Origin of the sequence: Caldimonas sp., assembly GCF_046289365.1 — a bacterium.
In the GTDB taxonomy this organism is placed as follows: Bacteria; Pseudomonadota; Gammaproteobacteria; order Burkholderiales; family Burkholderiaceae_C; genus Caldimonas.
Window position 1 is genome coordinate 1 of record NZ_JBKBVU010000002.1, and the last position, 23,487, is coordinate 23,487.

Sequence of the window (23,487 nt, forward strand, 5' to 3'; positions counted from 1 at the left end):
GGCCTACATCGAGGCGCTGACCCCGTCCGAGAAGGTCATGCGCAAGTGATGATGCGATGAGCGATCCCAACGCACCTGACAGCCCCGAGGTCGCCTCCACACGGCCCTACCTGATCCGTGCACTGCACGACTGGTGCACGGACAACGGCTTCACGCCCTATCTGGCCGTGTACGTGGACGACTCGGTGCAGGTGCCGCACGAGTACGTGAAGAACCGCGAGATCGTGCTCAACGTCAGCTTCGATGCCACCAGCGGGCTCAAGCTCGGCAACGAGACCATCGAGTTCCGTGCCCGCTTTGGCGGAGTGGCGCGTGACATCGTGCTGCCGGTGGACCATGTGATCGCCATCTATGCCCGCGAGAACGGGCAAGGCATGGCCTTCCCGGTGCCGGCAGCCGCCGCCGGTGAGCCTTCCTCGCCTGCCGACGGTGCGCAGCACGGGGCGGCACGATCGACCGGCGGCCCGCTCAAGCTTGCTGCGGGCCGCACCCCGGCCGAGCCGCCCGGCGAGGAGCCCCCCGAGCCCTCACCGCCCAGCGGCGGCCGCCCCGCGCTCAAGCGGGTCAAGTGAGCCCTTTAGAATCCTGAGTGCACCTCGCCGCAGGCCAGGCTGCCGGCTTAGCTCAGTTGGTAGAGCAACCGCCTTGTAAGCGGTAGGTCATCCGTTCGAGTCGGATAGCCGGCACCACCCGTTTTCCACCGGCCGGGGGGCACCGCCGCAGCCTGGATCGTCAGCGGGGCGCACTCGGCCGATGGGGTCTGCGCATAGAATCCGGGCCATGATGATGCGACTTTGGTCGTTGGTGGTGCTCATGGTCCTGGCCGTGGCGGCCCACGCGGTGCCGTCGGGTCCCGTCACCCCCATTGCAGCGGCCCTCCACGGCGCGCTGGCCGAGCCGCCGACCGACCCTGTGGCCCCACCCGGCAGCGATGCCGCGCAGCCGGAGCATTCTTCGGCGGGCGCCGCGCCCATCGATCCGGCCGTCGAGCTCCATGCGGCCGTGGCCATCGAAGCGCACCTGGAGCAGCCCCTGACCACCCAGGTCTGGTCCCTCCGCACGGGGGCCCGCCTCGTGCCCTCGCCGGTGCTTGACGGACTGCTGCGCCCACCGACCTGCGACGCACGGGCCGCCTGACCCGGACCGTCCCCGGCCGGGGCCCAGCGACCCCGACTGTCTACCCCCCGTGGCCGCCCAGAAGCGGCCCCTCGTAGTTTTCACCCTCACCTTTTGGAGCCTTTTCCATGAACGAGAACACGGTCCTTCCGTCCGCGCTGGGCGCATCGGTTCCTTCCCTCCAGGAGCGCAACCGCGTCTTGCGCAACACCTACTGGCTGCTGGCCCTGTCGATGGTGCCCACCGTGCTGGGGGCCTGGCTGGGTTTGGCCACCGGCATCACCCGGGCCATGTCGCCCATGGTGGGTCTGGTGGTCTTCCTGGGCGGAGCCTTCGGCTTCATGTTCGCGATCGAGCGCACCAAGAATTCGGCCGCGGGCGTGCCCGTGCTGCTGGCTTTCACCTTCTTCATGGGTGTGATGCTGTCGCGCCTGGTGGGCGTGGTGCTCGGCCTGGCCAATGGTGCGAGCCTGATCATGACGGCCTTTGCCGGCACCGGTGCGATCTTCTTCGGCATGGCGGCCCTGTCGTCGGTCATCAAACGCGACCTGAGCTCGATGGGCAAGTTCCTGTTCGTCGGCGTCATCATGCTGCTGGTGGCCGGCATCGCCAACGTGTTCATCCAGTCCAGCGCCCTGATGATCACCCTGTCGGTGCTGGCGATCGGCATCTTCTCGGCCTTCATCCTGCATGACCTCAAGCGGGTGCACGACGGTCTGGAAACCAACTACATCTCGGCCACGCTGGGTGTCTATCTGAGCTTGTACAACGTCTTCCAGTCGCTGCTGGCCCTGCTGGGCCTGTTCGGCGGCCGCGAGGAATAAGGCCTTGCGGGCGGCGCGCAGGTCGCGGCCGTGTGCTGGCTGACCTCGTGGCCATGCACACCATAGACCACCACCGGCTGGCCGGGCACCTGCGCGTGGGCTCACCGCACCATCCCGGCCGGGTCGCGCGATCGGGTGCCCGGGATCATCACATCGGCCTGCGCGAACACGGGTGCGCGCCGCACGTCGAACGCCGCGGCGCCCTCCAGGGCCTCGGGGCCGACCCCTCCTTCGGGTTCACAACGTTGACGCGGTGTCCTTTCATGCCGGGCTGTGCAGAAGCAGGCTCGCGCTCAGGCCGATCAGGGCGCAGCCACCCAGCAGCGGCATCACCCCCAGCTTGAAGCGAAACAGCGCCACCGCCGCGCCTGCGGCGATCAGCGCCGAGATGGCATCGAAGCGGCCGGCAAAGCCTTGCGGCCACAGCACGTGGTAGGCGAAGAAGAGCGCGAGGTTCAGGATCACGCCCACCACCGCCGCGGTGATGGCCGACAGCGGCGCCGTGAAGCCCAGCTTGCCGTGCGTGGCCTCCACCGCCGGCCCTCCTGCGAGGATGAAGACGAAGGACGGCAAGAAGGTGAAGAAGGTGACCACCGTGGCGGCGAACGCCCCGCCCAGGAAGAGCGCCTCGGCACCCAGCACCTGGTGCAGCCAGCCGCCCACGAAGCCGACAAAGGCCACCACCATGATCAGCGGGCCCGGTGTGGTTTCACCCAGGGCCAGGCCGTCGATCATCTGCGCGCCGCTGAGCCACTGGTGATGCTCGACCGCACCCTGGTACACATAGGGCAGCACCGCATAAGCGCCGCCGAAGGTCACGAGCGCGGCCTTGGTGAAGAACCAGCCCATCTGCGCGAGTGTGCTGTCCCAGCCCTGCCAGGCGATGAGTGCGGCCATCGCGGCCGCCCACAGCGCCAGGCCCGAGGCCAGCACCTTGGCCACAGGGGAGCGCGAGAAGCGCGCATGCACCGGCGGCGGGGTGTGGTCGTCGATCAGCGCGGAGCCGTGGCCGGCCTGGGCTGCACCAGGGCCGCCGCCCAGCGCAAAGACCGCAGGCCAGCGGCGCGCACCGACCGCACCGATCAGCGCGGCCCCAGCGACGATGGCCGGAAAGGGCGTGTCAAAGGCGAAGATGGCGACGAAGGCCGCGGCCGCGATGCCCCACATCCAGCCGTTCTTTAGCGCGCGTGTGCCGATGCGGTGAGCGGCGTGCAGCACCAGCGCTGTCACGGCCGGTTTGATGCCGTAGAACAGGCCGGCCACCGCTGGCACGTCGCCAAAGCGCAGGTAGACCCAGCTCAGCGCGATCAGGATGAACAGCGAGGGCAGCACGAAAAGCGCGCCGGCGACGATGCCACCCCAGGTGCGGTGCATCAGCCAGCCGATGTAGGTGGCCAGTTGCTGGGCCTCGGGGCCGGGCAGCAGCATGCAGTAGTTCAGGGCGTGCAGGAAACGCTTTTCGCTGATCCAGCGGCGCCGCTCGACCAGTTCGCTGTGCATGATCGCGATCTGCCCGGCCGGGCCGCCGAAGCTGATGAAGCCGAGCTTGAGCCAGAAGCGCAAGGCCTCGCCGAAGCTCACCAGCGCCGGGGCGGCGGTGTCGTCGGCGGATGGCATGGAAGCCTCAGGGGCGGAGGATGCGTTCATCGGGAGCTTGCGGGAGCGGCGTAAAGGGCATCGAACACCTGGGCCGCGGCGGCGGCCAGGCGGTCGTTGTCGGCATGCACCTGGCGCCGGCCGGGGCGTCCAGGCAGAGGCACTCGGCCTGCGGGTCGATGAAGCGCCGGATCAGCCAAGCGCAGGCCAGTCGGTCGCCCCGGGGCCCACATGGTTGAAATATAGATCTCAAGCCTGGAAATAATGATTCCGCCTTCGCCAGTGGGCGGCCGGTGGGCAGGATGGGGGCGTGCGCCCCGAGCCCGGCCGGACGGGTCTGGGTCCACTGGGGGCGGCTCGTCGGTACGGGGTGCGGGTTTGCACGGATGTTGGGGCCGATGTTCCGTGACACCTGCACGGCGGGTTACCGACGGTTTCCGTTGCCTGGGTCAGTTCGATTGAACCTTCACCCTGATTGCGCTAACCTGCCAGCCCTGTTGGCGTAAGGCCGCTTCGAGGCGCGGCTGGAGTTGGCGCAGTTTGGCGGCAGCCGCTGCGTTGGGGGCCAGCAGCGTCCACCCCGCGTCATCGACGGGCCCGGCTTTGACATGGGCCGCGAGCGCCGGGGGCAGGAGGGGGCGGATGCCTTCGAGGCGCGACTGCGATTCGCGCATGAGTTGTTGAAGCCGCTCCAGCACGGTGTGGCGGTTCATGGCCTCTTGGATGGGCAGCGTGCGGTCCGCGCGGGCATTCATGGGGTGGGAGTGTACTGATGCAGATCATGATCACCCACAGCCGGTTCGCGCGCACGCGCGTGCTGACGCTCAACCGCTGGCAGTTGGCCGCGGTGCTGGGCGGCGGCCTGGGTCTGATGATGCTGCTGTCGGGGCTGGTCTACCACTTCATCTTTCTCAAGGCCGCGCGCGAAGGGTGGCCGGTGGTCAGCCAGATCGTGCGCCTGGTGGTCAAGGACGAGTTCGCCCAGCGTGACCGCTTCCTGCGGGAGAACCTCGACGCCATGGCCCGCAGGGTGGGCGAGATGCAGGCCCGCCTGATGCAACTCGAGGCCGTGAGTGAGCGCGTGTCCGACATGGTGGGGCTCAAGCCCGACCAGATCAAGGCGGCGGTGTCTGACGGACCCAAAGGGGGGCCCTACGTGCCCACCGCGCAGCCTTCTTTCGAGCAGCTCCAGCGCCAGGTGGACGAGCTCGACCATGCCGCGGCCCTTCACGCAGACCTCTTCACGCTGATCGAATCCCAGCTTTTCGAGCAGCGCATGCAGGCTCTGAGGATCCCGAACACCCGCCCGGTGGCGGCGCCCACCAGCTCCGGCTTCGGCTTCCGGCAGGACCCTTTCACCGGCCGCCAGGCCCTGCACACGGGGCTGGATTTCCCGGCCCCCGTGGGCACGCCCATCCAGGCGGCGGCTGGCGGGGTGGTGATCGCGGCTGAATACCATCCGGCCTACGGTCAGATGGTCGACATCGATCACGGCAACGAGCTGGTCACCCGCTATGCCCATGCCTCGAAGCTGCTCGTCCGTCAGGGCGACTTGGTCAAGCGCGGCCAGGTGATTGCCGAGGTCGGTTCCACCGGCCGCTCCACCGGGCCGCACCTGCATTTCGAGGTGCTCGTCTCGGGCGTGCCCCAGAACCCGGCCCGCTTCCTTGCCGGCCAGGGCCCGCGACAGGCCGTGGCCGAGGTCTCGGCGGCCCGTCCTGCGGCACCCTGAGACCCGGCGCCGGGCCCATGCCCGCGCCCGGCGGTGAAAGGGCAAGGCCTGGGGGCGGCACCCCTTGGCACGCCCACCCCGCGGTGCTCCCGGCCTGGAGGCCCGGTGCTAAACTCGATCGCTTTGGAGCTCCGGGGCCGACACAGGCTGTCGGACCCGCGCCGAGCGACGCATCGAACCGGTGCATCTCCCTTCCCGGTGTGTTTCCGACGGCCCGGTCCCCGAGGTCCGTCCACCGTATCTGACGACCCCATCACGCATGTTGCCCAAGCTTCTTACCCAGATTTTCGGCAGTCGCAACGACCGGCTCCTCAAGCAGTACCGGCGCGTGGTGGAGCGCATCAATGCCCTGGAGCCGCAGTTCGAGGCTCTGGACGACGCGGCCCTGCAGGCCAAGACCGGCGAATTTCGCCAGCGCCTGGCCCAGGGGGCTTCCCTCGACGACCTGCTGCCCGAAGCCTTTGCGGTGGTGCGCGAGGCCAGCAAGCGCGTGCTCAGGATGCGCCATTTCGACGTGCAGCTGATCGGGGGCATGGCGCTGCATGACGGCAAGATCGCCGAGATGCGCACGGGCGAGGGCAAGACGCTGACGGCCACGCTGCCCGTTTACCTGAATGCGCTGGCCGGCAAGGGTGTCCACGTGGTCACGGTGAACGACTACCTGGCCCGCCGCGATGCCGAGTGGATGGGGCGACTCTATGGTTTCCTCGGCTTGAGCGTGGGCGTGAACCTGCCCCAGATGTCGCGCGAGGACAAGCAGGCGGCCTACGGGGCCGACGTGACCTACGGCACCAACAACGAGTTCGGGTTCGACTACCTGCGCGACAACATGGTCTACGAGACGGCCGACCGGGTGCAGCGCGGCCTGCATTACGCGATCGTCGATGAAGTGGACTCCATCCTGATCGACGAGGCGCGAACCCCGCTGATCATCAGTGGCCAGGCGGAGGACCACACCGAGCTGTACATGCGCATCAACCAGGTGGTGCCGCTGCTCAAGCGCCAGATCGGCGAGGCCGACCCGCGTACCGGCGAAGGGGTGATCGAGCCGGGCGACTTCACGATCGACGAAAAGAGCCGTCAGGTCTTTCTGACCGAGCAGGGCCACGAGAACGCCGAACGCGTGCTGACCCAGGCCGGGTTGCTGGCCGAGGGAGCGAGTCTCTACGACCCCTCGCACATCACCCTGGTGCACCACCTGTATGCCGCACTGCGCGCCCATCATCTCTTCCACCGCGATCAGCATTACGTGGTGCAAAACGGCGAGGTGATCATCGTCGACGAGTTCACCGGCCGCCTGATGGCCGGGCGTCGCTGGTCCGACGGCCTGCACCAGGCCGTGGAGGCGAAGGAGGGCGTGGCCATCCAGGCCGAGAACCAGACCCTGGCATCGATCACCTTCCAGAACTACTTCCGCATGTACGGCAAGCTGGCCGGCATGACGGGCACGGCCGACACCGAGGCCTATGAGTTCCAGGAGATCTACGGCTTGGAGACGGTGGTCATCCCGCCGAACAAGCCCACGCAGCGCAAAGACGAGCTCGATCGCGTCTACAAGACCAGCCGCGAGCGCTACGAGGCGGTGATCGCCGACATCCGCGAATGCCATGAGCGCGGCCAGCCCGTGCTGGTGGGCACGACCTCGATCGAGAACTCCGAGTTGCTGTCGGACCTGCTCACCAAGGCCGGGCTGCCGCACCAGGTGCTCAACGCCAAGCAGCATGCGAAGGAGGCCGAGATCATCGCCCAGGCCGGGCGCCCGGGCATGATCACGATCGCCACCAACATGGCCGGCCGCGGCACCGACATCGTGCTGGGTGGCAATGTGGACAAGCAGGTGCAGCTCATCGAGGCCGACGAGTCGCTGAGCGAGGCCGACAAGCGGCAGCGCATCGACAAGCTGCGCGCCGAATGGCAAAGCCTGCACGAGCAGGTCAAGGCGCTGGGGGGGCTGCGCATCATCGCCACCGAACGCCACGAGTCGCGCCGCATCGACAACCAGTTGCGCGGCCGCTCGGGCCGCCAGGGCGACCCCGGCTCCTCGCGCTTTTACCTCTCTCTCGAAGACCCGCTGATGCGCATCTTCGCGGGCGACCGCGTCAAGGCCATCATGGACCGCCTGAAGATGCCCGACGGCGAGGCCATCGAGGCGGGCATCGTCACACGCTCCATCGAAAGCGCGCAGCGCAAGGTCGAGGCACGCAACTTCGACATCCGCAAGCAACTGCTGGAGTACGACGACGTCGCCAACGACCAGCGCAAGGTCATCTACCAGCAGCGCAACGACATCCTGGATGCCACCGACATCAGCGCCCAGATCGCCCACCTGCGAGAAGGCGCGCTGACCGATGTGGTGCGCACCTATGTCCCGGCCGACAGCGTCGAGGAGCAATGGGACCTGGCGGGGCTGGAGAACACGCTGCGTGACGAGTGGCAGCTCGACGTCGACCTGCGTCAGTGGGTCGAGTCCAGCGAGGCGGTGTCCGATGAGGACATCGTCGAGCGTGTGGTGCAGGCCGGCCACGCAGCCTACCAGGCCAAGGTGGAGCGCGTGGGCAAGGAGCAGTTCGCGCAGTTCGAGCGCATGGTGCTGTTGCAGTCCCTTGACACCCATTGGCGCGAGCACCTGGCGGCCCTGGACTACCTGCGTCAGGGCATCCATCTGCGCGGCTATGCGCAGAAGAACCCCAAGCAGGAGTACAAGCGCGAAGCCTTCGAGCTCTTCGCGCAACTGCTCGATGTGGTGAGGATGGAGGTCACGCGCATCTTGCTGACGGTGCGCATCCAGACCCAGGAGCAGGTGGCCCAGGCGGCCGAAGCCATCGGGGACAAGGCCGAGCACATCAGCAACGTGACCTACACCCACCCCAACGAGGATGGCACGGTGGCCAGCGAGACCGACCCGCGCACCGCCGCCGTCCAGGTGCCCAAGGTGGGCCGCAACGACCCCTGCCCCTGCGGCAGCGGCAAGAAATACAAGCACTGCCACGGCAAGTTGAACTGAGGTCGAACATGCCTGTGAACCTGCAAGCTCCCGATCCCCGGACTCTGCACCCGGTGCCCGGTGTGCGCATCGGCATTGCGATGGCCGGCGTGCGCAAAGCCCAGCGCAAGGATCTGTGCGTCTTCGTGCTCGACGAGGGGGCGGCGGTGGCCGGGGTCTTCACGCGCAATCGCTTCTGCGCGGCGCCGGTGCAGGTGGCCCGTGAGCATCTGGCCGCCGGGCAGGGCATCCGGGCCCTCGTGATCAACACCGGCAACGCCAATGCGGGCACGGGCGAGGAGGGCCTGGCCCGTGCCCGCACCACCTGCGAGGCCCTGGCCGGCCATCTCGGCGTGAGCCCCACGCAGGTGTTGCCGTTTTCCACCGGCGTGATCATGGAGCCGCTGCCGGTGGAGCGCATCGTGGCCGGCCTGCCCACGGCCCTGGCCGATCTGAAGGCCGACCATTGGGCGGATGCGGCGCAGGCCATCATGACGACCGACACGGTGCCCAAGGCCGTTTCGCGCCAGGTGAGCATCGGTGGCCAAACGGTCACGATCACCGGCATCAGTAAAGGCGCGGGCATGATCCGGCCCAACATGGCCACGATGCTGGGCTTCCTGGCCACCGATGCGAACATCGATCCGGGCTTGCTGCCCGCCCTGGTGCGCGAGGCGGCCGACCAGTCCTTCAACCGCATCACCATTGACGGCGACACCTCCACCAACGATGCCTTCGTGGTCATCGCCACGCGCCAGGCGCGCCATGCCTCGATCACCCAGCTCGAATCGCCCGAAGGGGCCGTGCTGCGCGAGGCCGTGATCGGCGTGGCGCAGCAACTGGCCCAGGCCATCGTGCGCGATGGCGAAGGGGCCACCAAATTCATCACCGTGCGTGTGGAAGGCGGCGCCACGAAAGACGAGTGCCGCAAGGTGGCCTACGCCATCGCCCACTCACCGCTGGTGAAGACGGCCTTCTACGCCAGCGATCCCAACCTGGGTCGCATCCTGGCTGCGGTGGGCTATGCAGGCATCGACGACCTCGATCAGACGACGATCGACCTCTACCTCGACGACGTGCATGTGGCCCACCGCGGGGGCCGTCATCCGCAGTACCGGGAGGAGGATGGCCAGCGCGTGATGAAGCGCTCTGAAATCACCGTGAGGGTGCTGTTGGGCCGTGGCCAGGCCCATGCCACGGTGTGGACCTGCGATTTCTCGCACGACTACGTCAGCATCAACGCCGACTATCGAAGCTGAGCCGACCCCAGGTGGCGCTCCAGGCGATCGAGCGTGAGCTGCAGCGAGGTCATCGCCCGGGCACTGCGCTCGCGTCGGCCGGCCGCCTTCACGTCCAGCAGTGTGCGTGAGGTGTCTGCCAGCACGGCGGTATCCAGCGTGATCCCGTGGCGGGCCAGGCGCGGTGCCAGCTCGTCCAAGCGCGCGCGCAGCGCCTGGCGGGTGCTTTGGTAGGCGTGCTCGGCCAGGCGGCGGCGCTGGGCATAGCTGAAAGTGTTGGCCAGAAACATCTCGGCATCGTGCGCTTCGGGCTCGAAGAGCACGATGTCGGTGTGCGGATAGGCCCGCTCGTAGCTGCGCAGCCCCAGCTCCAGCCGGGAGTGGATCATCGAGCGGAAGGTCTGGGACAGCACCACCGGCAGGCCACCATCGGCGATGCGTGGGATGCGATGCGCGCTGCGTTCCTCGCCCTCGCGTGCCTCGAAAGGCACCAGCGGATTCAGGCAGATCAACAGGTCCAGGCCTTGCTCCAGCAGCACCGAGGCGTGCACCGTCTTCTTCAGCGCCCCATCCACATAGTGGCGGCCGTCGATCTCCACCGGCGGGAAGAGCCCGGGCAGGGCGGCACTGGCCTGCACGGCCCGCGAGATGGGCACATGATCCCAGCCCGGCTGGCCGAAGGGCGCGGCCGATCCGCTGTCCAGGTCGGTGGCCACCAGCACGAGCTTGCGGCCCAGGGTGCGGAAATCATTGCTGCGGCCGGGGGCGGAGAAGAGCTCGGACAGCCGGGTGTGGATCTGCTCGTTCGAGAACAGGCCCGTGGGCAAGGCACGCCCCAGGCGCTCGACGGCCCCCATCAGCGAACGCCGCCCGAAGGTGTAGTGCCAGGCGGCCGACCCCAGCAGCCCCGGCAGGGCGGCAGCGCGCTGCACGAACTCGCCCACGGCTGGGCGCACCAGCAGCGAGGGCTCGAAGACCTCGCGGGCCGGCCCCAGGTTCTCGATGAACGCGCGGCACAGCTCGCGCGGCGTGTAGCCGTTGGCCAGACCCGCGGCGATGAAGCCGCCGGCCGAGACGCCCACATAGCCCTCGCACTGCGTCAGCGACAGGCCTTGCAGCGCCTCGTCGAGCGCGCACAGGGCGCCGATCTCGTAGATCGCCCCCAACGGGCCGCCACCGGCCAGCGCCAGGCCGATGCGTGCCCGGGCGGTACGTCCGGTCATCCTCAGGCAGCGGCCTTGCGGGCCGGGGCCCGCTTGGCGGCCGCCTTCTTGGCCGCCGCTGCCGTCTTGCGGGGGGCCTTGGCGGCACCGCCGGCCGGCTTGGCCGAGGTCTTGGACAACTTGGCCACGGCCTGGCTGAGCGCATCGATGCGCGCGATCAGGGCATCGACATCTTTGTGGCTGGGCACGCCCAGCTTGTTCAGCGCGCGCGAGACGCGCTCCTCGAAGATGGCTTCGAGCTTGTCCCAGTGCTGGCCGGCGCGGCCGGTGATCTCGCCGGCCATCGCGCTCATCCTGCCGGTGACCTCGCCGATCTTGTCCTCGGCCACGGCCTGGGTCTTGCGCTGCAGGGACACCCCTTCCTTGACCAGAGCCTCGAAGACCTTGCCGCCTTCGGCCTGGGCCTTGGAGAACGCCCCCAGGCCGGCCAGCCAGATCTGCTGCGCCGATTCGCGCACGGTGGCCGCGAGCTGGGAATCGAGCAGGCCGGCGGGGGAGGTGGCCTTCTTCTCGGCCATCTTCTGCAGTTTCTTGACCATGGGGGTTCCTTCCAGGTTGCGTGGAGACAGGGGCACTATAGGGGGGGCACCCTAGGCGCGACAGCCTAATTCTCTAGTGAGGCGCCTCTATGGCGACCCTGGGGAAAGCGCGCAGCGCCGGCGCGGCGGTGCTCGTGAAGAATCGGGGCCATTCGTCTCCAGGAGGGCTGTCATGCGGTATTTCGTCACCGGTGCCACCGGTTTCATCGGCAAACGTCTGGTCAAGAAGCTGCTCGAGCGCCGCGGAGCGGTCGTGTATTTCCTGCTGCGCCAGGAAAGCCAGGCCAAGGTGCCGGAGCTGCTGGCGTACTGGGGCGTGAGCAAGGCGCGCGCGATCCCTGTGCACGGCGATCTCACCCAGCGCCGGCTTGGTGTGGCGGCCGAGGATGTGAAGGCCTTGAAAGGCCAGATCGACCACTTCTACCACCTGGCGGCCGTTTACGACCTGGCCGCCGCCTCCGACACCCAGGTGGCCGTGAACGTCGATGGCACTCGGCACACGGTGGAGTTTGCCAAGGCCATCGAGGCGGCGCACTTCCATCACGTGTCCTCGATCGCGGCCGCGGGGCTGTACGAGGGTGTGTTTCGCGAAGACATGTTCGAGGAGGCCGAAAACCTCGACCATCCCTACTTCCACACCAAGCACGAGAGCGAGAAGCTCGTGCGCAAGGAGTGCAAGCTGCCCTGGACGGTGTACCGGCCGGCGATGGTGGTGGGCGACTCGCGCACCGGGGAGATGGACAAGATCGACGGGCCCTACTATTTCTTCAAGCTCATCCAGCGCCTGCGCCAGCTCCTGCCACCGTGGATGCCGATGGTGGGCCTCGAAGGGGGGCGCGTGAACATCGTGCCGGTGGACTTCGTGGTCGATGCCATCGATCACATCAGCCACGCCAAGACCCCGTTGGCCGGCAAGTGCTTTCACCTGGTCGACCCCAAGGGCTACCGCGTGGGCGATGTGCTGGACATCTTCAGCAAGGCCGCGCATGCGCCCAAGATGAATGTCTTCGTCAATGCCGCCTTGCTCGGCTTCATTCCAAAGGGGGTCAAGAAGAGCCTGATGGCATTGGCCCCGGTGCGCCGCGTGCGCAACGCCGTGATGAAGGACCTGGGCCTGCCCGAGGACATCCTGACCTTTGTCAACTATCCCACGCGCTTCGACTGCCGCGAGACGCTGGCCGTGCTCAAGGGCAGCGGCATTGCCTGCCCCAACCTGCACGACTACGCCTGGCGCCTGTGGGACTACTGGGAGCGTCACCTCGACCCCGACCTGTTCATCGACCGTTCGCTCAAGGGGGCCGTGGCCGGCAAGGTGGTGCTGGTGACGGGCGGCTCCTCGGGCATCGGCCTGGCGGCGGCCAAGAAGTTCGCCGAGGCCGGTGCGATCACGGTGATCTGCGCACGAGATGAGGCCAAGCTGGCGCAGGCCCGGCAGGAGATCCTGGAGGCTGCCGGGGCCGATGCGCAGGTGCACGCGTACTCGGCCGACATCGCCGACGAGGCGAGCTGTGCTGCCCTGGTGGCCTGGCTCAACGACGAGTTCGGCGGCGTGGACGTGCTGATCAACAACGCGGGCCGCTCGATCCGCCGCGCCATCGAGAACAGCTACGACCGCTTCCACGATTTCGAGCGCACCATGCAGCTCAACTACTTCGGCTGCCTGCGCGTGACCATGGGTTTGTTGCCGGGCATGGTGGCCAAGAAGAAGGGCCACGTGGTCAACATCAGCTCGATCGGTGTGTTGACCAATGCGCCGCGCTTTTCGGCCTATGTGGCCAGCAAGGCGGCGCTGGACGCCTGGACGCGCTGCGCGGCCAGCGAGTTCGCCGATGTGGGCGTGAGCTTCACGACGATCAACATGCCGCTGGTGCGCACGCCGATGATCGCGCCGACCAAGATCTACAACAACGTGCCCACGCTCTCGCCCGAGGAGGCTGCCGAGATGATCGCCCAGGCCGTGGTCGACAAGCCGGTGCGCATCGCCACCCGCCTGGGCATCCTGGGCCAGGTGCTGCATGCCCTGGTGCCACGCGTGGCGCAGATCATCATGAACACCAGCTTCCGCATGTTCCCCGACAGTGAGGCCGCCAAGGGGGACAAAGGGGGCAAGCCCCAGCTCTCGGCCGAGGCGATCGCGCTGCAACAGATGATGCGAGGCATCCATTTCTGACGCGGCTGCCGAAGATGTAACGAGGGCGGGCACCGGTTGGTGGCGGTTGGGATCAGAAGGGTTGCGAATGCCGCGAGCTTGTTCGCAAATGTTGTCAACGCCGTCCATCTTGCCGGGTTCCATGCTCTGGCGGGGGAGTTGATCGGCGGCGCCGCGCTTGCGTACCATCCGGGGCCTTGCTTCGGACGACGGCCCGATGACGAACGACACCTCCCACCCGGCCGCCCTGGCCGCCGGCGCCAGCGCGCACTGGGCGCAACGCAGCCTCACGCAGGTCTGGCATCCCTGCACGCCGATCCAGCGCCTGGCCGCCAGTGCGCCCCTGCCCCTGGTGCGTGGTCAGGGCCCATGGCTGTTCGACCCGGACGGGCGGCGCTACTTCGACGCGATCAGCTCGTGGTGGGTGAATCTCTTCGGTCATGCCGACGCGCGCATCGGGGCGGCCGTGAAGGACCAGCTCGACCGCCTGCCCCACGTGATGCTGGCCGGCTGCACGCACGAGAGCGCGGTGCTGCTGGCCGAGCGTCTGTCGCAGCGCACCGGCGGCGTGCTGGGGCATGCGTTCTACGCCAGCGACGGGGCCAGCGCGGTGGAGATTGCACTGAAGATGAGCTTTCACAGCTGGCGCAACCGTGGACGCGCGGCCAAGCGCGAGTTCGTCTGCCTGCGCGGTGGCTACCACGGTGAGACCCTGGGGGCGCTGGCCGTGACCGACGTGAGGGTGTTCCGCGACGCCTACGACCCGCTGCTGCTGCGCACCCACCAGGTGATGTCGCCCGATGCGCGCCAGGCCCGGCCCGGCGAGACGGCGGTCGAGGTGGCGCAGCGTGCGCTGGCGCAGATGCAGGCGCTGATGGAGTCCCGCCACGAGCACCTGGCGGCGGTCATCGTCGAGCCGCTGGTGCAGGGGGCGGCCGGCATGGCCATGCACGATGCGGCCTATCTGCGCGGCCTGCGCGCCTTGTGCGACCGCTACGAGGTGCACCTGATCGCCGATGAGATCGCGGTGGGCTGCGGGCGCACCGGCACCTTCTTTGCGTGCGAACAGGCCACCGCAGCGGGCGACGCGCCGGTGTGGCCGGATCTGCTGTGCCTGTCCAAGGGCATCAGCGGCGGCTACCTGCCTTTGTCGCTGGTGATGGTGCGCGAGCCCCTCTATGCCGCCTTCCTGGACGAGCGCAGCGAGCGCGCCTTCTTGCATTCGCATTCCTACACGGGCAATCCGCTGGCGTGTCGCGCCGCGCTGGCCGTGCTCGACCGCTTCGACCAGGAGCCGGTGCTCGAGCGCAACCGCGTGGCGGCCGATCGCCTGGCCGCGGGGCTGGCCCCGCTGGTCGGGGATCCGCGCATCGAGCATCTGAGACGCTGCGGCACCATCCATGCCTTCGACGTGAAGGCCGAATACGCCCGCGCCGACTTTGCCGAGCGCTTTCATCGGGAGGGTCTGGCACAGGAACTGCTGATCCGTCCGATCGGCCGCAGTGTGTACCTCATGCCGCCCTATGTGCTCGACGAGGCGCTGGCCGACTGGCTCGCGCAGCGCGTGCGCGCAACGCTGGACGCCGTGGTGCCCGGAGCCGCCCATGCTGCTTGACCACCTGCGTGCACAACTGGCCGAGCGGCAGGCGCAGGCCCTGCAGCGCCGGCGTCGCACGGCCCACTCGCCCTGCCAGCCCCGTCAGGTGCTGGCCGCCGACGGCGCTGCGCCGCGCGAGCTGCTGAGTTTTTGCAGCAACGACTACCTGGGACTGGCCGCCCACCCGGTGCTGCGCGAGGCCTTGGCCGAGGGCGCGGCCCGTTTCGGCGCCGGCAGCGGCGCCTCGCACCTGATCAACGGCCACAGCTTGGCCCATGCACGGCTGGAGGCCCAGCTGGCCGAGATCCTGTCACCCCATTGGCCCGAGCTGGCGGTGCTGAGCTTTTGCACCGGCTACATGGCCAATCTGGCGGTGCTGACGGCGCTGGGGCAGGCACAGGCCACACTGCTGTGCGAGACCCTCAACCACGCCTCGCTGATCGACGGGGCGCGCCTGGCCCGCGCGACGGTGGTGAAATACCCGCACAACGACGTGGCGGCGCTGGAGGCGCTGCTGGTGCGCTGCGCCACACCGCTGCGGCTGATCGTCACCGATGCGGTCTTCAGCATGGACGGCGACCTCGCTCCGCTGGACGCGCTGCTGGCCCTGGCCGAGCGCCATGACGCCTGGCTGATCGTGGACGATGCCCATGGCTTTGGCGTGCTGGGGCCCACGGGGCGTGGCAGCCTGGAGCACTTCGGCCTGCGCAGCCGCCGCGTCGTCTACATCGGCACCCTGGGCAAGGCCGCGGGCGTGGCCGGGGCCTTCGTGGCGGCGCATCCCACCGTGATCGACTGGCTGGTGCAAAGCGCGCGCAGCTACATTTACACGACCGCCTCACCCCCGGCCGTGGCCCATGCGGTCAGCGCCAGCCTGGGCCTGGTGTTCGGCGACGAGGGCGCGCGCCGGCGTGCCGCCTTGCGCGAGCGCATCGCGCAGTGGCGCCGCGGCCTCGCCGGCGGCCTGCCGTCGGCCTGGCACCTGGCGCCCTCGTCCACCGGCATCCAGCCGCTGATCGTCGGCGACAACGAGACGGCGCTGACCCTGTCGGCCGCCTTGGAAGCCCGCGGCCTGTGGGTGCCGGCCATCCGCCCCCCCACGGTGCCGGTGGGCACCGCCCGCTTGCGCGTGGCCCTCAGCGCCGCCCACACGGCCGAGGACGTGGACCGCCTGGTCGAGGCGATCCGTGCCGCGGCTATCCCCGGAGAGCGCTCATGATTCCGTTGCAGGGTTGGTTCGTCACCGGCACCGACACCGAGATCGGCAAGACCACCGTCAGTGCCGGTCTGTTGCAGGCCCTGGGCCGCCGCGGTTGGCGTGTGGCCGGCTACAAGCCGGTGGCCGCCGGCACCGAATGGCGTGGAGGCCGGCGCGTCAACGACGACATCGAACGCCTGAGGGCCGCGGCCAATGTGCCGCTGGCCGCCGAGGAGGTCTGCGCCTGCCTGCTCGATGCCGCCTGCGCCCCGCACCTGGCGGCGCGCGAGGCCGGTGTGACGATCTCGATGGAGGCGTTGCTGGCGGGCGCGCAGCGCCTGGCCGGCCGGGTGGACCGGCTCATCGTCGAAGGCGTGGGCGGCTTCCTCGTGCCGCTGGACGAGCGGCTCGACACGGCCGACCTGGCCGTGCGCCTGGGGCTGCCCGTGATCCTGGTGGTGGGGCTGCGCCTGGGCTGCCTCAACCATGCCTTGCTCACCGCCGAGGCCGTGCGTGCCCGAGGCTTGCGGTTGGCCGGCTGGGTGGGCAACGCAGTGGACCCCCGCATGCCCTGGCGCGAGGCCAATGTCGAGACCCTGCGCGAGCGTCTGGCCCGTCACTTCGAAGCGCCCTGTCTGGGGGTGGTCCCTCCGCTGCACGAGCCCGATGCCGCCGCGGTGGCCCCCCATCTGGACCTGTCGGTCCTGGGGCCGTGGTGAGCCGCGTTCAGCGTTTCTCGATCGCAGTGACGGTGTAGGTGCCGCCGACCTTGGCGGCCTGGAAGCTCACCTTGTCGCCCACCTGCACCTTGTCGAGCAGGCTGGGCGGTTCGGCGCGGAAGACCATGGTCATCGGCGGCATGTCCAGGCTCTTGATCTCGCCGTGCTTGATGGTGATCTTGCCGGCGGCCTTGTCGATCTTGCGCACCTCGCCTTCGGCTGCCTGGGCCAGGGCGAGGGTGCTTGCCGCAGCCAGGGCGATCGCGCCGAGCCATCGTTTCATGTGGGGCCTTTCCTCATTCAAGTGCGTGTGCCGGCAAGGGCCGGGTAGTGCTGATAGACGCGGCCCTTGCGGTCGCGGCCGACGAGGATCACATCGTAGGCGTCGCGGCGGTCACCGACTTCCATGCCCGGCGAGCCCACCGGCATGCCCGGCACGGCCAGCCCGATCGCGGCAGGGCGCTCGGCCAGCAGGCGGCGGATCTCGCGTGCCGGCACATGGCCTTCGAGCACATAGCCTTGCACGACGGCGGTGTGACAGGAGCCGAACTCATCGGGCATGCCCAGCTTCTCGCGGTATTCGGCCGGGCCACGCACGTTGTTCACCTTGACCTGGAAGCCATGGGCCTGCAGGTGCTCGACCCAGGCGCCGCAGCAGCCGCAGCTCTCGGACTTCCAGACTTCGACCAGCGGCTGGCGGGCGGCGCTGACCAGGGCCGGGGCGGCGGCGGTGCCGGCCAGGGCGCTCGCCCAGGCCAGCCACCGGCGGCGTGACATCGACAAAGACATGAGATGGACCTCTTTCCAACGATGGATCAAACCGGTTCCGGTTTCCCGGGGCGCTGGCCTGTGCCGTCGGAGCGGTGCAAGCTTGGAGTTTGGGGCGCGCGCCTCGGTTCCCTGCGCCGTTCGCACATCGAACGAAAGCGGTGCCGGTCTGCACACGCCATGATGCCTGTGTTTGCATCTCCCGTCCCTCGCCCGGGAACAAGGGGCGGTGCGTGCAGCCGCGACGTGCTGCGCCGCACCAGCCGCCCTAGAATCCGGGCATCGTCCGGCGGCCCCTCACCGTCCGTTCCCGAAGCGTCCCGGAGTCTCCCCCGCATGAACACCCCTGCTGCGGCCCCAGCGGCCCCCCACGACCTGCAACACATCGCCCCGCGCGACCAGGCCGAGATCCTGGCCCAGGCCTTGCCCTACATCCGCAAGTTCCATGGCAAGACCATCGTCATCAAGTACGGTGGCAATGCCATGACCGACCCGGCGCTGCAACAGGACTTCGCCGAGGACGTGGTGCTGCTCAAGCTCGTGGGCATGAACCCGGTGGTGGTGCACGGCGGAGGGCCCCAGATCGACGAAGCCCTGGCCAAGATCGGCAAGAAGGGCACCTTCATCCAGGGCATGCGCGTGACCGATGAAGAGACCATGGAAGTGGTCGAATGGGTGCTGGCCGGCCAGGTGCAACAAGACATCGTCGGCCTGATCAACGCTGCCGGCGGCAAGGCTGTGGGCTTGACGGGGCGCGACGGCGGGCTGATCCGCGCACGCAAGCTGCGCATGAAGGACAAGACCGACCCGACCAAGGAACACGACGTGGGCCAGGTGGGCGACATCGTTGCGATCGACCCGAGCGTGGTGAAGGCCCTGCAGGACGACCAGTTCATCCCGGTCATCTCGCCGCTGGGCTTTGGCGAGCACAACGAGAACTACAACATCAACGCCGACGTGGTGGCCGGCAAGCTGGCCGAGGTGCTCAAGGCCGAGAAGCTGATGCTGCTGACCAACACCCCGGGTGTGCTCGACAAGAACGGTAATTTGCTCACGGACCTGACCGCACGCGAGATCGATGAGCTGTTCGCCGACGGCACCATCTCGGGCGGCATGCTGCCCAAGATCGCCTCCGCGCTGGACGCGGCCAAGAGCGGCGTGAACGCCGTGCACATCATCGACGGCCGCGTGCCGCATGCGATGCTGCTGGAGGTCCTCACCGAACAGGCCTTCGGCACGATGATCCGCTCGCACTGAGCCGCGCCAGCGCATGAAGCGCCGCAGCGTCTGGCTGTTCGACCTGGACAACACGCTGCACGATGCCTCCCGGGCGGTGTTCCGTCATCTCGACGGCTCGATGACGGAGTACATCGCCCGCGAGCTGAGGGTGCCGCACGAGCAGGCCGACGCCCTGCGGCGCGACTACTGGCGGCGCTACGGCGCCACGCTGCTCGGCCTGATCCATCACCATGGCATCCGCCCCGCGCACTTTCTGGAGCACACGCACGCGCTGCCCGGGCTGGAGGCGCGGGTCTTCACGCATGCCCATGACAGGGCCGCGCTCCAGCGCCTGGGTGGGCGCAAGTATGTGCTGACCAACGCCCCGCGGGGCTACGCGCGGCGGGTGCTGGGGGCGCTGGGCCTGGAGACGGTCTTCGACGGGATCATCCCCATCGAGGCCCTGCGCATGTTCGGCCGCTGGCGGCCCAAGCCCGACGCACGCATGCTGCGCCATGTGGCGGTGCGCTTGAAGGTGCCACCCAGTCGCTGCATCCTGGTCGAAGACACCTTGGCCCATCAAAAGGCCGCCCGCGCCCTGGGCATGCGCACGGTGTGGATGCAGCGATATCTGCGACACAATGCACACGGCCCGGAAGTTGGTGTTTACCTGCGCCGCAAGCCCGTTTACGTGTGTGCGAGAATCCGCTCGCTACAAAAGTTACATTCTCTGCACGCACCGTGATGGCCGAGCCTTCCGTCCCTGCCGAGCCGACGTCTCCCGCCGCCGAGGCCGCTGGCGAGGCGGCGTCACGCAAGCGGCCCAAGCCCGGCGAGCGCCGGGTGCAGATCCTGCAGACACTGGCGGCCATGCTCGAACAGCCCGGGGCCGAGCGCATCACCACCGCGGCCCTGGCGGCGCGGCTGGCGGTGAGCGAGGCGGCCTTGTACCGCCATTTCGCCAGCAAGGCCCAGATGTTCGAGGGCCTGATCGAGTTCATCGAGCACAGCGTCTTCACGCTGATCAACCAGATCACCGAGCGCGAGGGCGCCGGCCAGGCCCAGGCGCACAAGATCGTCGCCGTGGTGCTGCAGTTTGCCGAGAAGAACCCGGGCATGACGCGCGTGATGGTGGGCGATGCCCTGGTGTTCGAGAACGAGCGCCTGCTGGTGCGCATGAACCAGTTCTTCGACCGCATCGAGGCCCAGTTGCGACAAAGCCTGCGCCAGGCGGCCGAGGCCAATGGCTCGATCACACCCTCGGTCGATGCCCAGGCGCAGGCCTCGGTGTTGACGGGCTTCGTCGTGGGGCGGCTGCACCGCTACGCCCGCTCGGGCTTCAAGCGCACACCCACCGAGTTCCTCGACGCCAGCCTGCGTCTGCTGTCGGCCTGAGCGTTGCGGCTCGGCCATGCTGAGCATCACCTTGGCCGGCGAGCAGGCCGTCTTGCTGCCTGACAAGGCCCTGTGGCTGCCCGCACACGCCAGCTTGCTGGTGGCCGATGTGCACCTGGGCAAGGCGGCGAGCTTTCGCCGTCAGGGGGTGCCGGTGCCGCGCGGCAGCAGCCGTGCGGCCCTGCAGGGCCTGAGCGTCCTGATCGAACGCCTGAGGCCTCGTCGCTTGGTCTTCCTGGGCGATTTCCTGCATGCCGCGCAGGCCCACAATCCCGCCACCTTGCAGGCCCTGTGGAGCTGGCGGCAGCAGCATCCCGAACTGGACCTCGTGCTGGTGCGCGGCAACCACGACGACCGGGCGGGCGACCCGCCTGCCGGGCTGCGTATGTGCTGCGTGGACGAACCCTGGCCCCTGGGGCCTTGGGCCCTGTGTCATCACCCGGTGCCGCAGCCTCAGGCCTATGTGCTGGCCGGGCATTGGCATCCTTGCGTGAGCCTGCAGGGCCGGGCGCATGACCGCCTGCGGCTGCCTTGCTTCTGGTTTGGCGCGCAGGTGGGGGTGCTGCCAGCCTTTGGGCACTTCACCGGCATGCATCCGATCGCGCCGGTTGCCGGCGACCAGGTGTATGCCGTGGCCGAGGACCTGGTCATGAACGTGCCTGTGGCGGCGTGAGCGCACCGCTACACTGGCGCGTCGACGAGTCCTTGCCGTGTGCGCATCTGTGTCCATGTCTGCCGCCCTCGATACCCTGTTGCTGCGCGCCGAAGCCGTGTTGGCTCGGCTGGAGAAAATGCTGCCCCAAGAGACCCTGACCGAACCCGACTGGTCGGCCTCTATCGCGTTCCGTTACCGCCGGCGCGGCCCGGTGGGTCGGCTCGAGCCGGTGCGTCACGTGTCGACCATCCGCCTGTCGGACCTGTGCGAGGTCGATGCGCAGAAAGAGCGCCTGCTGCGCAACACCGCGCAATTCGTTGCGGGCCGACAGGCCAACAACGTGTTGCTCACCGGGGCGCGAGGCACCGGCAAGTCCTCGCTGGTCAAGGCCTGCCTGAACGAGTTTGCAGGCCAGGGCCTGCGGCTCATCGAGGTGGACAAGGCCGACCTCGTGGACCTGCCCGACCTCATCGACCTGGTGGCCGATCGCCCAGAGCGTTTCATCGTCTTTTGCGACGACTTGAGCTTCGATGAGGGCGAACTCGGCTACAAGGAGCTCAAATCCATCCTCGACGGCTCCGTGGCCGCGGCCACACCGAACGTGCTGATCTATGCGACCAGCAACCGCCGCCACCTGTTGCCCGAGTACATGAAGGAGAACCTCACCTACACCCACACCGAGGACGGCGAGGTCCATCCGGGCGAGGTGGTGGAGGAGAAGATCTCCCTGTCCGAGCGCTTCGGCCTGTGGATCAGCTTCTATCCCTTCAGCCAGGCCGAGTACCTGGGCATCGTGGCCCAGTGGCTGCGCAGCTTCGGCGTGGACGAGCCGGCCATCGAGGCCGCGCGTCAGGAGTCGCTGGTGTGGGCCTTGGAGCGCGGCTCGCGTTCGGGCCGCGTGGCCTACCAGTTCGCGCGAGACTATTGCGGCCGTGTGGGCCTTCACCCGGCATGAGAACGCCCATCGACGTGGCCGTGGGGGTGCTGGTCGAGCGCACGCCGGCAGGAGAGGGCCGCTTCCTGCTCACCTCGCGTCCACAGGGCAAGGTCTATGCGGGCTATTGGGAGTTCCCGGGGGGCAAGCTCGAGGTCGGCGAGTCGGTGGAGCAGGCGCTGCGTCGCGAGTTGCATGAGGAACTGGGCATCACCATCGGGGCCGTGCATCCGTGGAAGGTCGAGCTGGTCGACTACCCGCATGCCCTGGTGCGCCTGCATTTCTGCAAGGTCTACGACTGGAGCGGCGAATTCGAGATGCGCGAAGGCCAGTCCATGGCCTGGCAGGATCTGCCGGTGCAGGTGCAGCCGGTGCTGCCGGGCACGGTGCCGGTGCTGCAGTGGTTTGCGGCCGAGCGGGGATTCGAAGGCGCGACCCACGCCGCCTGACCCAGGGCCCAGCCGCCCGAAGCCGGGCCGTCTCCCCGTGGGGGGCGAGCCCCGGGGCCAAGGGATGAGCGGGCGTCAGTGCACCGGCGGTGTGGCCTGTGGGTCTTCGGCGTCGGTGCTGTCCGGCGGGGCGGGCACGCGGTAGCTCTCGCTGGCCCAGGCCCCGAAATCCAGGTTCTTGCAGCGTTCGCTGCAGAAGGGGCGGTGCGGGTTCTCGGGCGCATACAGGCTTGGCCCGCCACAGGCCGGGCAGCGCACGGTGCGGGGTTTGGGCGGGGCTGAACTCATCCGGTACACAAGGTCAGTTCGAAACCCAGGTCCTCGGCGGCTGGCCGCAACCGCCCTTCCTCGTCCTGGCGCATGAAGCGGATCGACACCATCAGCCGGTGGCCGCTGATCTCGGGCACGAGACCGGTGGACGGATCCAGGCGGACACGCATGAGCTGGTAGCTGCGCCCGGCGGGCAGGCTCTGCTGGTACTGGCCCGCCGTGGCCATCACCTTGTGGGGCACGCCCGACTCGCGCAGCAGGCCCAGCAGCACGCGCAAGGCCTCGGCCAGCGGCATCAGCGTGCCCACCCAGCGCTGCAGGTCGGCTTGCCGCCGCACGGCGGGCAGCTTCTGCCAGGCGTAGTAGGCGGGCAGGTCGAACTCGCAGGTGCCACCCGGGATGCTGATGCGGCTGCGCACACTCATCAGCCACTCGTTGCCCGTGAGCGCATGGCCCGCCTTGCCGGGCAACTGGTTGAGCTGGACGAAGGCGTGGTCGATGCGGCCGACCACCTCGTCCAGGGCCTGCTCGGAGATCGAGGGATTGCCGCGGTAGCCGTTGAGGACGGTCTTTTGGCGCTCCAGATCCTTGAGCAGGTCGGACTTGAGGTCGGCCCGGGAGGCCACGTCCATGATCTCGAACAGGGTGGCCAGGGCGAAATGATGATCGACGGCCGCTTCACGCACCATCAGCTGGCCCAGCCGGTCGAACAGGTGTTCGAGCCGCAGCATGGTGCGGATGCTCTCGTTGAAGGGGTATTCGTAGAGGATCAAGGCAAGCGGCACGATGCAAGGGGATGCCGGGCATTGTTCCATACCCCGGCAGGGTGGACCACCGGTGCGCGGTCCAAGACCCCGTCTGCCGGTCGGCGACCGCTTGTCCCC

Annotated in this window: 25 protein-coding genes and 1 tRNA gene; 17 read left to right on the plus strand and 9 right to left on the minus strand. The window is 68.5% G+C overall.

Features of this window, described 5'->3' with window-relative positions; all coding sequences use genetic code 11:
- The first annotated feature begins 56 nt into the window (after positions 1-56).
- The 4 genes from ACK42S_RS00335 to ACK42S_RS00350 all read left to right on the plus strand — a co-directional run bounded on the left by ACK42S_RS00335 (position 57) and on the right by ACK42S_RS00350 (position 1,940).
- Positions 57-572 carry a ClpXP protease specificity-enhancing factor gene (locus ACK42S_RS00335; RefSeq protein WP_409702090.1) on the plus strand — a complete coding sequence of 172 codons (516 nt, stop codon included), beginning with the start codon at positions 57-59 and terminating at the stop codon, positions 570-572.
- A 41-nt stretch (positions 573-613) separates the two neighbouring features.
- Positions 614-689, plus strand: a tRNA-Thr gene (locus ACK42S_RS00340).
- 91 nt (positions 690-780) lie between these two features.
- Positions 781-1,137, plus strand: a complete 357-nt coding sequence (locus ACK42S_RS00345) for a hypothetical protein (RefSeq protein ID WP_409702092.1) — start codon at positions 781-783, stop codon at positions 1,135-1,137.
- A gap of 107 nt (positions 1,138-1,244) precedes the next feature.
- The gene (locus ACK42S_RS00350) at positions 1,245-1,940 is read left to right on the plus strand and encodes a Bax inhibitor-1 family protein (protein WP_409702094.1); all 696 of its coding nucleotides are present in this window, start codon (positions 1,245-1,247) and stop codon (positions 1,938-1,940) included.
- Between the two features lie 261 nt (positions 1,941-2,201).
- Here the strand turns inward: ACK42S_RS00350 and chrA are convergent, their stop codons facing one another.
- From chrA to ACK42S_RS00365, 3 genes are read right to left on the minus strand one after another with little or no spacing between them, the layout of a single operon-like run.
- Positions 2,202-3,557 (minus strand): chromate efflux transporter, encoded by a 1,356-nt coding sequence (chrA, locus tag ACK42S_RS00355; protein WP_409702096.1) that lies wholly within the window; start codon positions 3,555-3,557, stop codon positions 2,202-2,204.
- A 7-nt stretch (positions 3,558-3,564) separates the two neighbouring features.
- Positions 3,565-3,954, minus strand: a complete 390-nt coding sequence (locus ACK42S_RS00360; protein ID WP_409702098.1) for a chromate resistance protein ChrB domain-containing protein — start codon at positions 3,952-3,954, stop codon at positions 3,565-3,567.
- 31 nt (positions 3,955-3,985) lie between these two features.
- Positions 3,986-4,291, minus strand: coding sequence for a DciA family protein (locus tag ACK42S_RS00365; protein ID WP_409702100.1), 306 nt, complete (start codon positions 4,289-4,291; stop codon positions 3,986-3,988).
- A 17-nt stretch (positions 4,292-4,308) separates the two neighbouring features.
- Between ACK42S_RS00365 and ACK42S_RS00370 the strand changes: the two genes are divergently transcribed.
- The 3 genes from ACK42S_RS00370 (at position 4,309) to argJ (ending at position 9,510) form a co-directional block, all read left to right on the plus strand.
- Complete coding sequence (locus ACK42S_RS00370) at positions 4,309-5,268, plus strand: M23 family metallopeptidase (RefSeq protein WP_409702103.1); 960 nt, start codon at positions 4,309-4,311, stop codon at positions 5,266-5,268.
- Positions 5,269-5,527: 259 nt separating this feature from the next.
- Entirely contained in the window at positions 5,528-8,272 is a 2,745-nt protein-coding gene (secA, locus tag ACK42S_RS00375) for a preprotein translocase subunit SecA (RefSeq protein ID WP_409702105.1), read from the plus strand.
- An 8-nt stretch (positions 8,273-8,280) separates the two neighbouring features.
- Positions 8,281-9,510: a bifunctional glutamate N-acetyltransferase/amino-acid acetyltransferase ArgJ gene (argJ, locus tag ACK42S_RS00380; RefSeq protein ID WP_409702107.1), complete on the plus strand. Its 1,230-nt coding sequence runs from the start codon at positions 8,281-8,283 to the stop codon at positions 9,508-9,510.
- Here the strand turns inward: argJ and ACK42S_RS00385 are convergent.
- The gene (locus ACK42S_RS00385) at positions 9,498-10,712 is read right to left on the minus strand and encodes a patatin-like phospholipase family protein (protein ID WP_409702109.1); all 1,215 of its coding nucleotides are present in this window, start codon (positions 10,710-10,712) and stop codon (positions 9,498-9,500) included. The genes argJ and ACK42S_RS00385 overlap by 13 nt on opposite strands.
- A 2-nt stretch (positions 10,713-10,714) precedes the next feature.
- Complete coding sequence (locus ACK42S_RS00390; RefSeq protein WP_409702111.1) at positions 10,715-11,251, minus strand: phasin family protein; 537 nt, start codon at positions 11,249-11,251, stop codon at positions 10,715-10,717.
- Between the two features lie 172 nt (positions 11,252-11,423).
- Here ACK42S_RS00390 and ACK42S_RS00395 point away from each other — a divergent pair, with 172 nt between their 5' ends.
- From ACK42S_RS00395 to bioD, 4 genes are all read left to right on the plus strand, one after another.
- Positions 11,424-13,421 (plus strand): SDR family oxidoreductase, encoded by a 1,998-nt coding sequence (locus ACK42S_RS00395; RefSeq protein WP_409702113.1) that lies wholly within the window; start codon positions 11,424-11,426, stop codon positions 13,419-13,421.
- A 196-nt stretch (positions 13,422-13,617) separates the two neighbouring features.
- A complete protein-coding gene (bioA, locus tag ACK42S_RS00400; RefSeq protein ID WP_409702115.1) occupies positions 13,618-15,015 on the plus strand; it encodes an adenosylmethionine--8-amino-7-oxononanoate transaminase in 1,398 nt (465 codons plus the stop codon).
- Positions 15,005-16,216 carry an 8-amino-7-oxononanoate synthase gene (bioF, locus tag ACK42S_RS00405; RefSeq protein WP_409702117.1) on the plus strand — a complete coding sequence of 404 codons (1,212 nt, stop codon included), beginning with the start codon at positions 15,005-15,007 and terminating at the stop codon, positions 16,214-16,216. Before bioA ends, bioF begins: the two co-directional genes overlap by 11 nt.
- Positions 16,213-16,914: a dethiobiotin synthase gene (gene bioD, locus ACK42S_RS00410; RefSeq protein ID WP_409702119.1), complete on the plus strand. Its 702-nt coding sequence runs from the start codon at positions 16,213-16,215 to the stop codon at positions 16,912-16,914. Before bioF ends, bioD begins: the two co-directional genes overlap by 4 nt.
- Positions 16,915-16,921: 7 nt before the next feature.
- Here bioD and ACK42S_RS00415 read toward each other — a convergent pair whose 3' ends face one another.
- Together ACK42S_RS00415 and ACK42S_RS00420 are read right to left on the minus strand one after the other, a co-directional pair.
- Positions 16,922-17,197 (minus strand): copper-binding protein, encoded by a 276-nt coding sequence (locus ACK42S_RS00415; RefSeq protein ID WP_409702121.1) that lies wholly within the window; start codon positions 17,195-17,197, stop codon positions 16,922-16,924.
- A 17-nt stretch (positions 17,198-17,214) separates the two neighbouring features.
- Positions 17,215-17,703 (minus strand): DUF411 domain-containing protein, encoded by a 489-nt coding sequence (locus ACK42S_RS00420; protein WP_409702123.1) that lies wholly within the window; start codon positions 17,701-17,703, stop codon positions 17,215-17,217.
- 315 nt (positions 17,704-18,018) lie between these two features.
- On the opposite strand from ACK42S_RS00420, the gene argB reads away from it, so the two are divergent.
- From argB to ACK42S_RS00450, 6 genes are read left to right on the plus strand one after another with little or no spacing between them, the layout of a single operon-like run.
- Positions 18,019-18,939 carry an acetylglutamate kinase gene (gene argB / locus ACK42S_RS00425; RefSeq protein ID WP_409702125.1) on the plus strand — a complete coding sequence of 307 codons (921 nt, stop codon included), beginning with the start codon at positions 18,019-18,021 and terminating at the stop codon, positions 18,937-18,939.
- 13 nt (positions 18,940-18,952) lie between these two features.
- On the plus strand, positions 18,953-19,645 hold the full coding sequence (locus ACK42S_RS00430) for a pyrimidine 5'-nucleotidase (protein ID WP_409702127.1): 693 nt from the start codon (positions 18,953-18,955) through the stop codon (positions 19,643-19,645).
- Entirely contained in the window at positions 19,645-20,295 is a 651-nt protein-coding gene (gene slmA / locus ACK42S_RS00435) for a nucleoid occlusion factor SlmA (RefSeq protein ID WP_409702129.1), read from the plus strand. Before ACK42S_RS00430 ends, slmA begins: the two co-directional genes overlap by 1 nt.
- Before the next feature lie 16 nt (positions 20,296-20,311).
- Entirely contained in the window at positions 20,312-20,968 is a 657-nt protein-coding gene (gene pdeM, locus ACK42S_RS00440) for a ligase-associated DNA damage response endonuclease PdeM (protein WP_409702131.1), read from the plus strand.
- A 55-nt stretch (positions 20,969-21,023) separates the two neighbouring features.
- A complete protein-coding gene (locus tag ACK42S_RS00445) occupies positions 21,024-21,905 on the plus strand; it encodes an ATP-binding protein (RefSeq protein ID WP_409702133.1) in 882 nt (293 codons plus the stop codon).
- A complete protein-coding gene (locus ACK42S_RS00450; protein ID WP_409702135.1) occupies positions 21,902-22,333 on the plus strand; it encodes an NUDIX domain-containing protein in 432 nt (143 codons plus the stop codon). The genes ACK42S_RS00445 and ACK42S_RS00450 overlap by 4 nt, the downstream gene beginning before the upstream one ends.
- A 75-nt stretch (positions 22,334-22,408) precedes the next feature.
- Here the strand turns inward: ACK42S_RS00450 and ACK42S_RS00455 are convergent, their stop codons facing one another.
- Both ACK42S_RS00455 and zapD read right to left on the minus strand, forming a co-directional pair.
- On the minus strand, positions 22,409-22,621 hold the full coding sequence (locus ACK42S_RS00455) for a DNA gyrase inhibitor YacG (protein WP_409702137.1): 213 nt from the start codon (positions 22,619-22,621) through the stop codon (positions 22,409-22,411).
- Positions 22,618-23,376: a cell division protein ZapD gene (gene zapD / locus ACK42S_RS00460; protein ID WP_409702209.1), complete on the minus strand. Its 759-nt coding sequence runs from the start codon at positions 23,374-23,376 to the stop codon at positions 22,618-22,620. Before zapD ends, ACK42S_RS00455 begins: the two co-directional genes overlap by 4 nt.
- Positions 23,377-23,487: the final 111 nt, after the last annotated feature.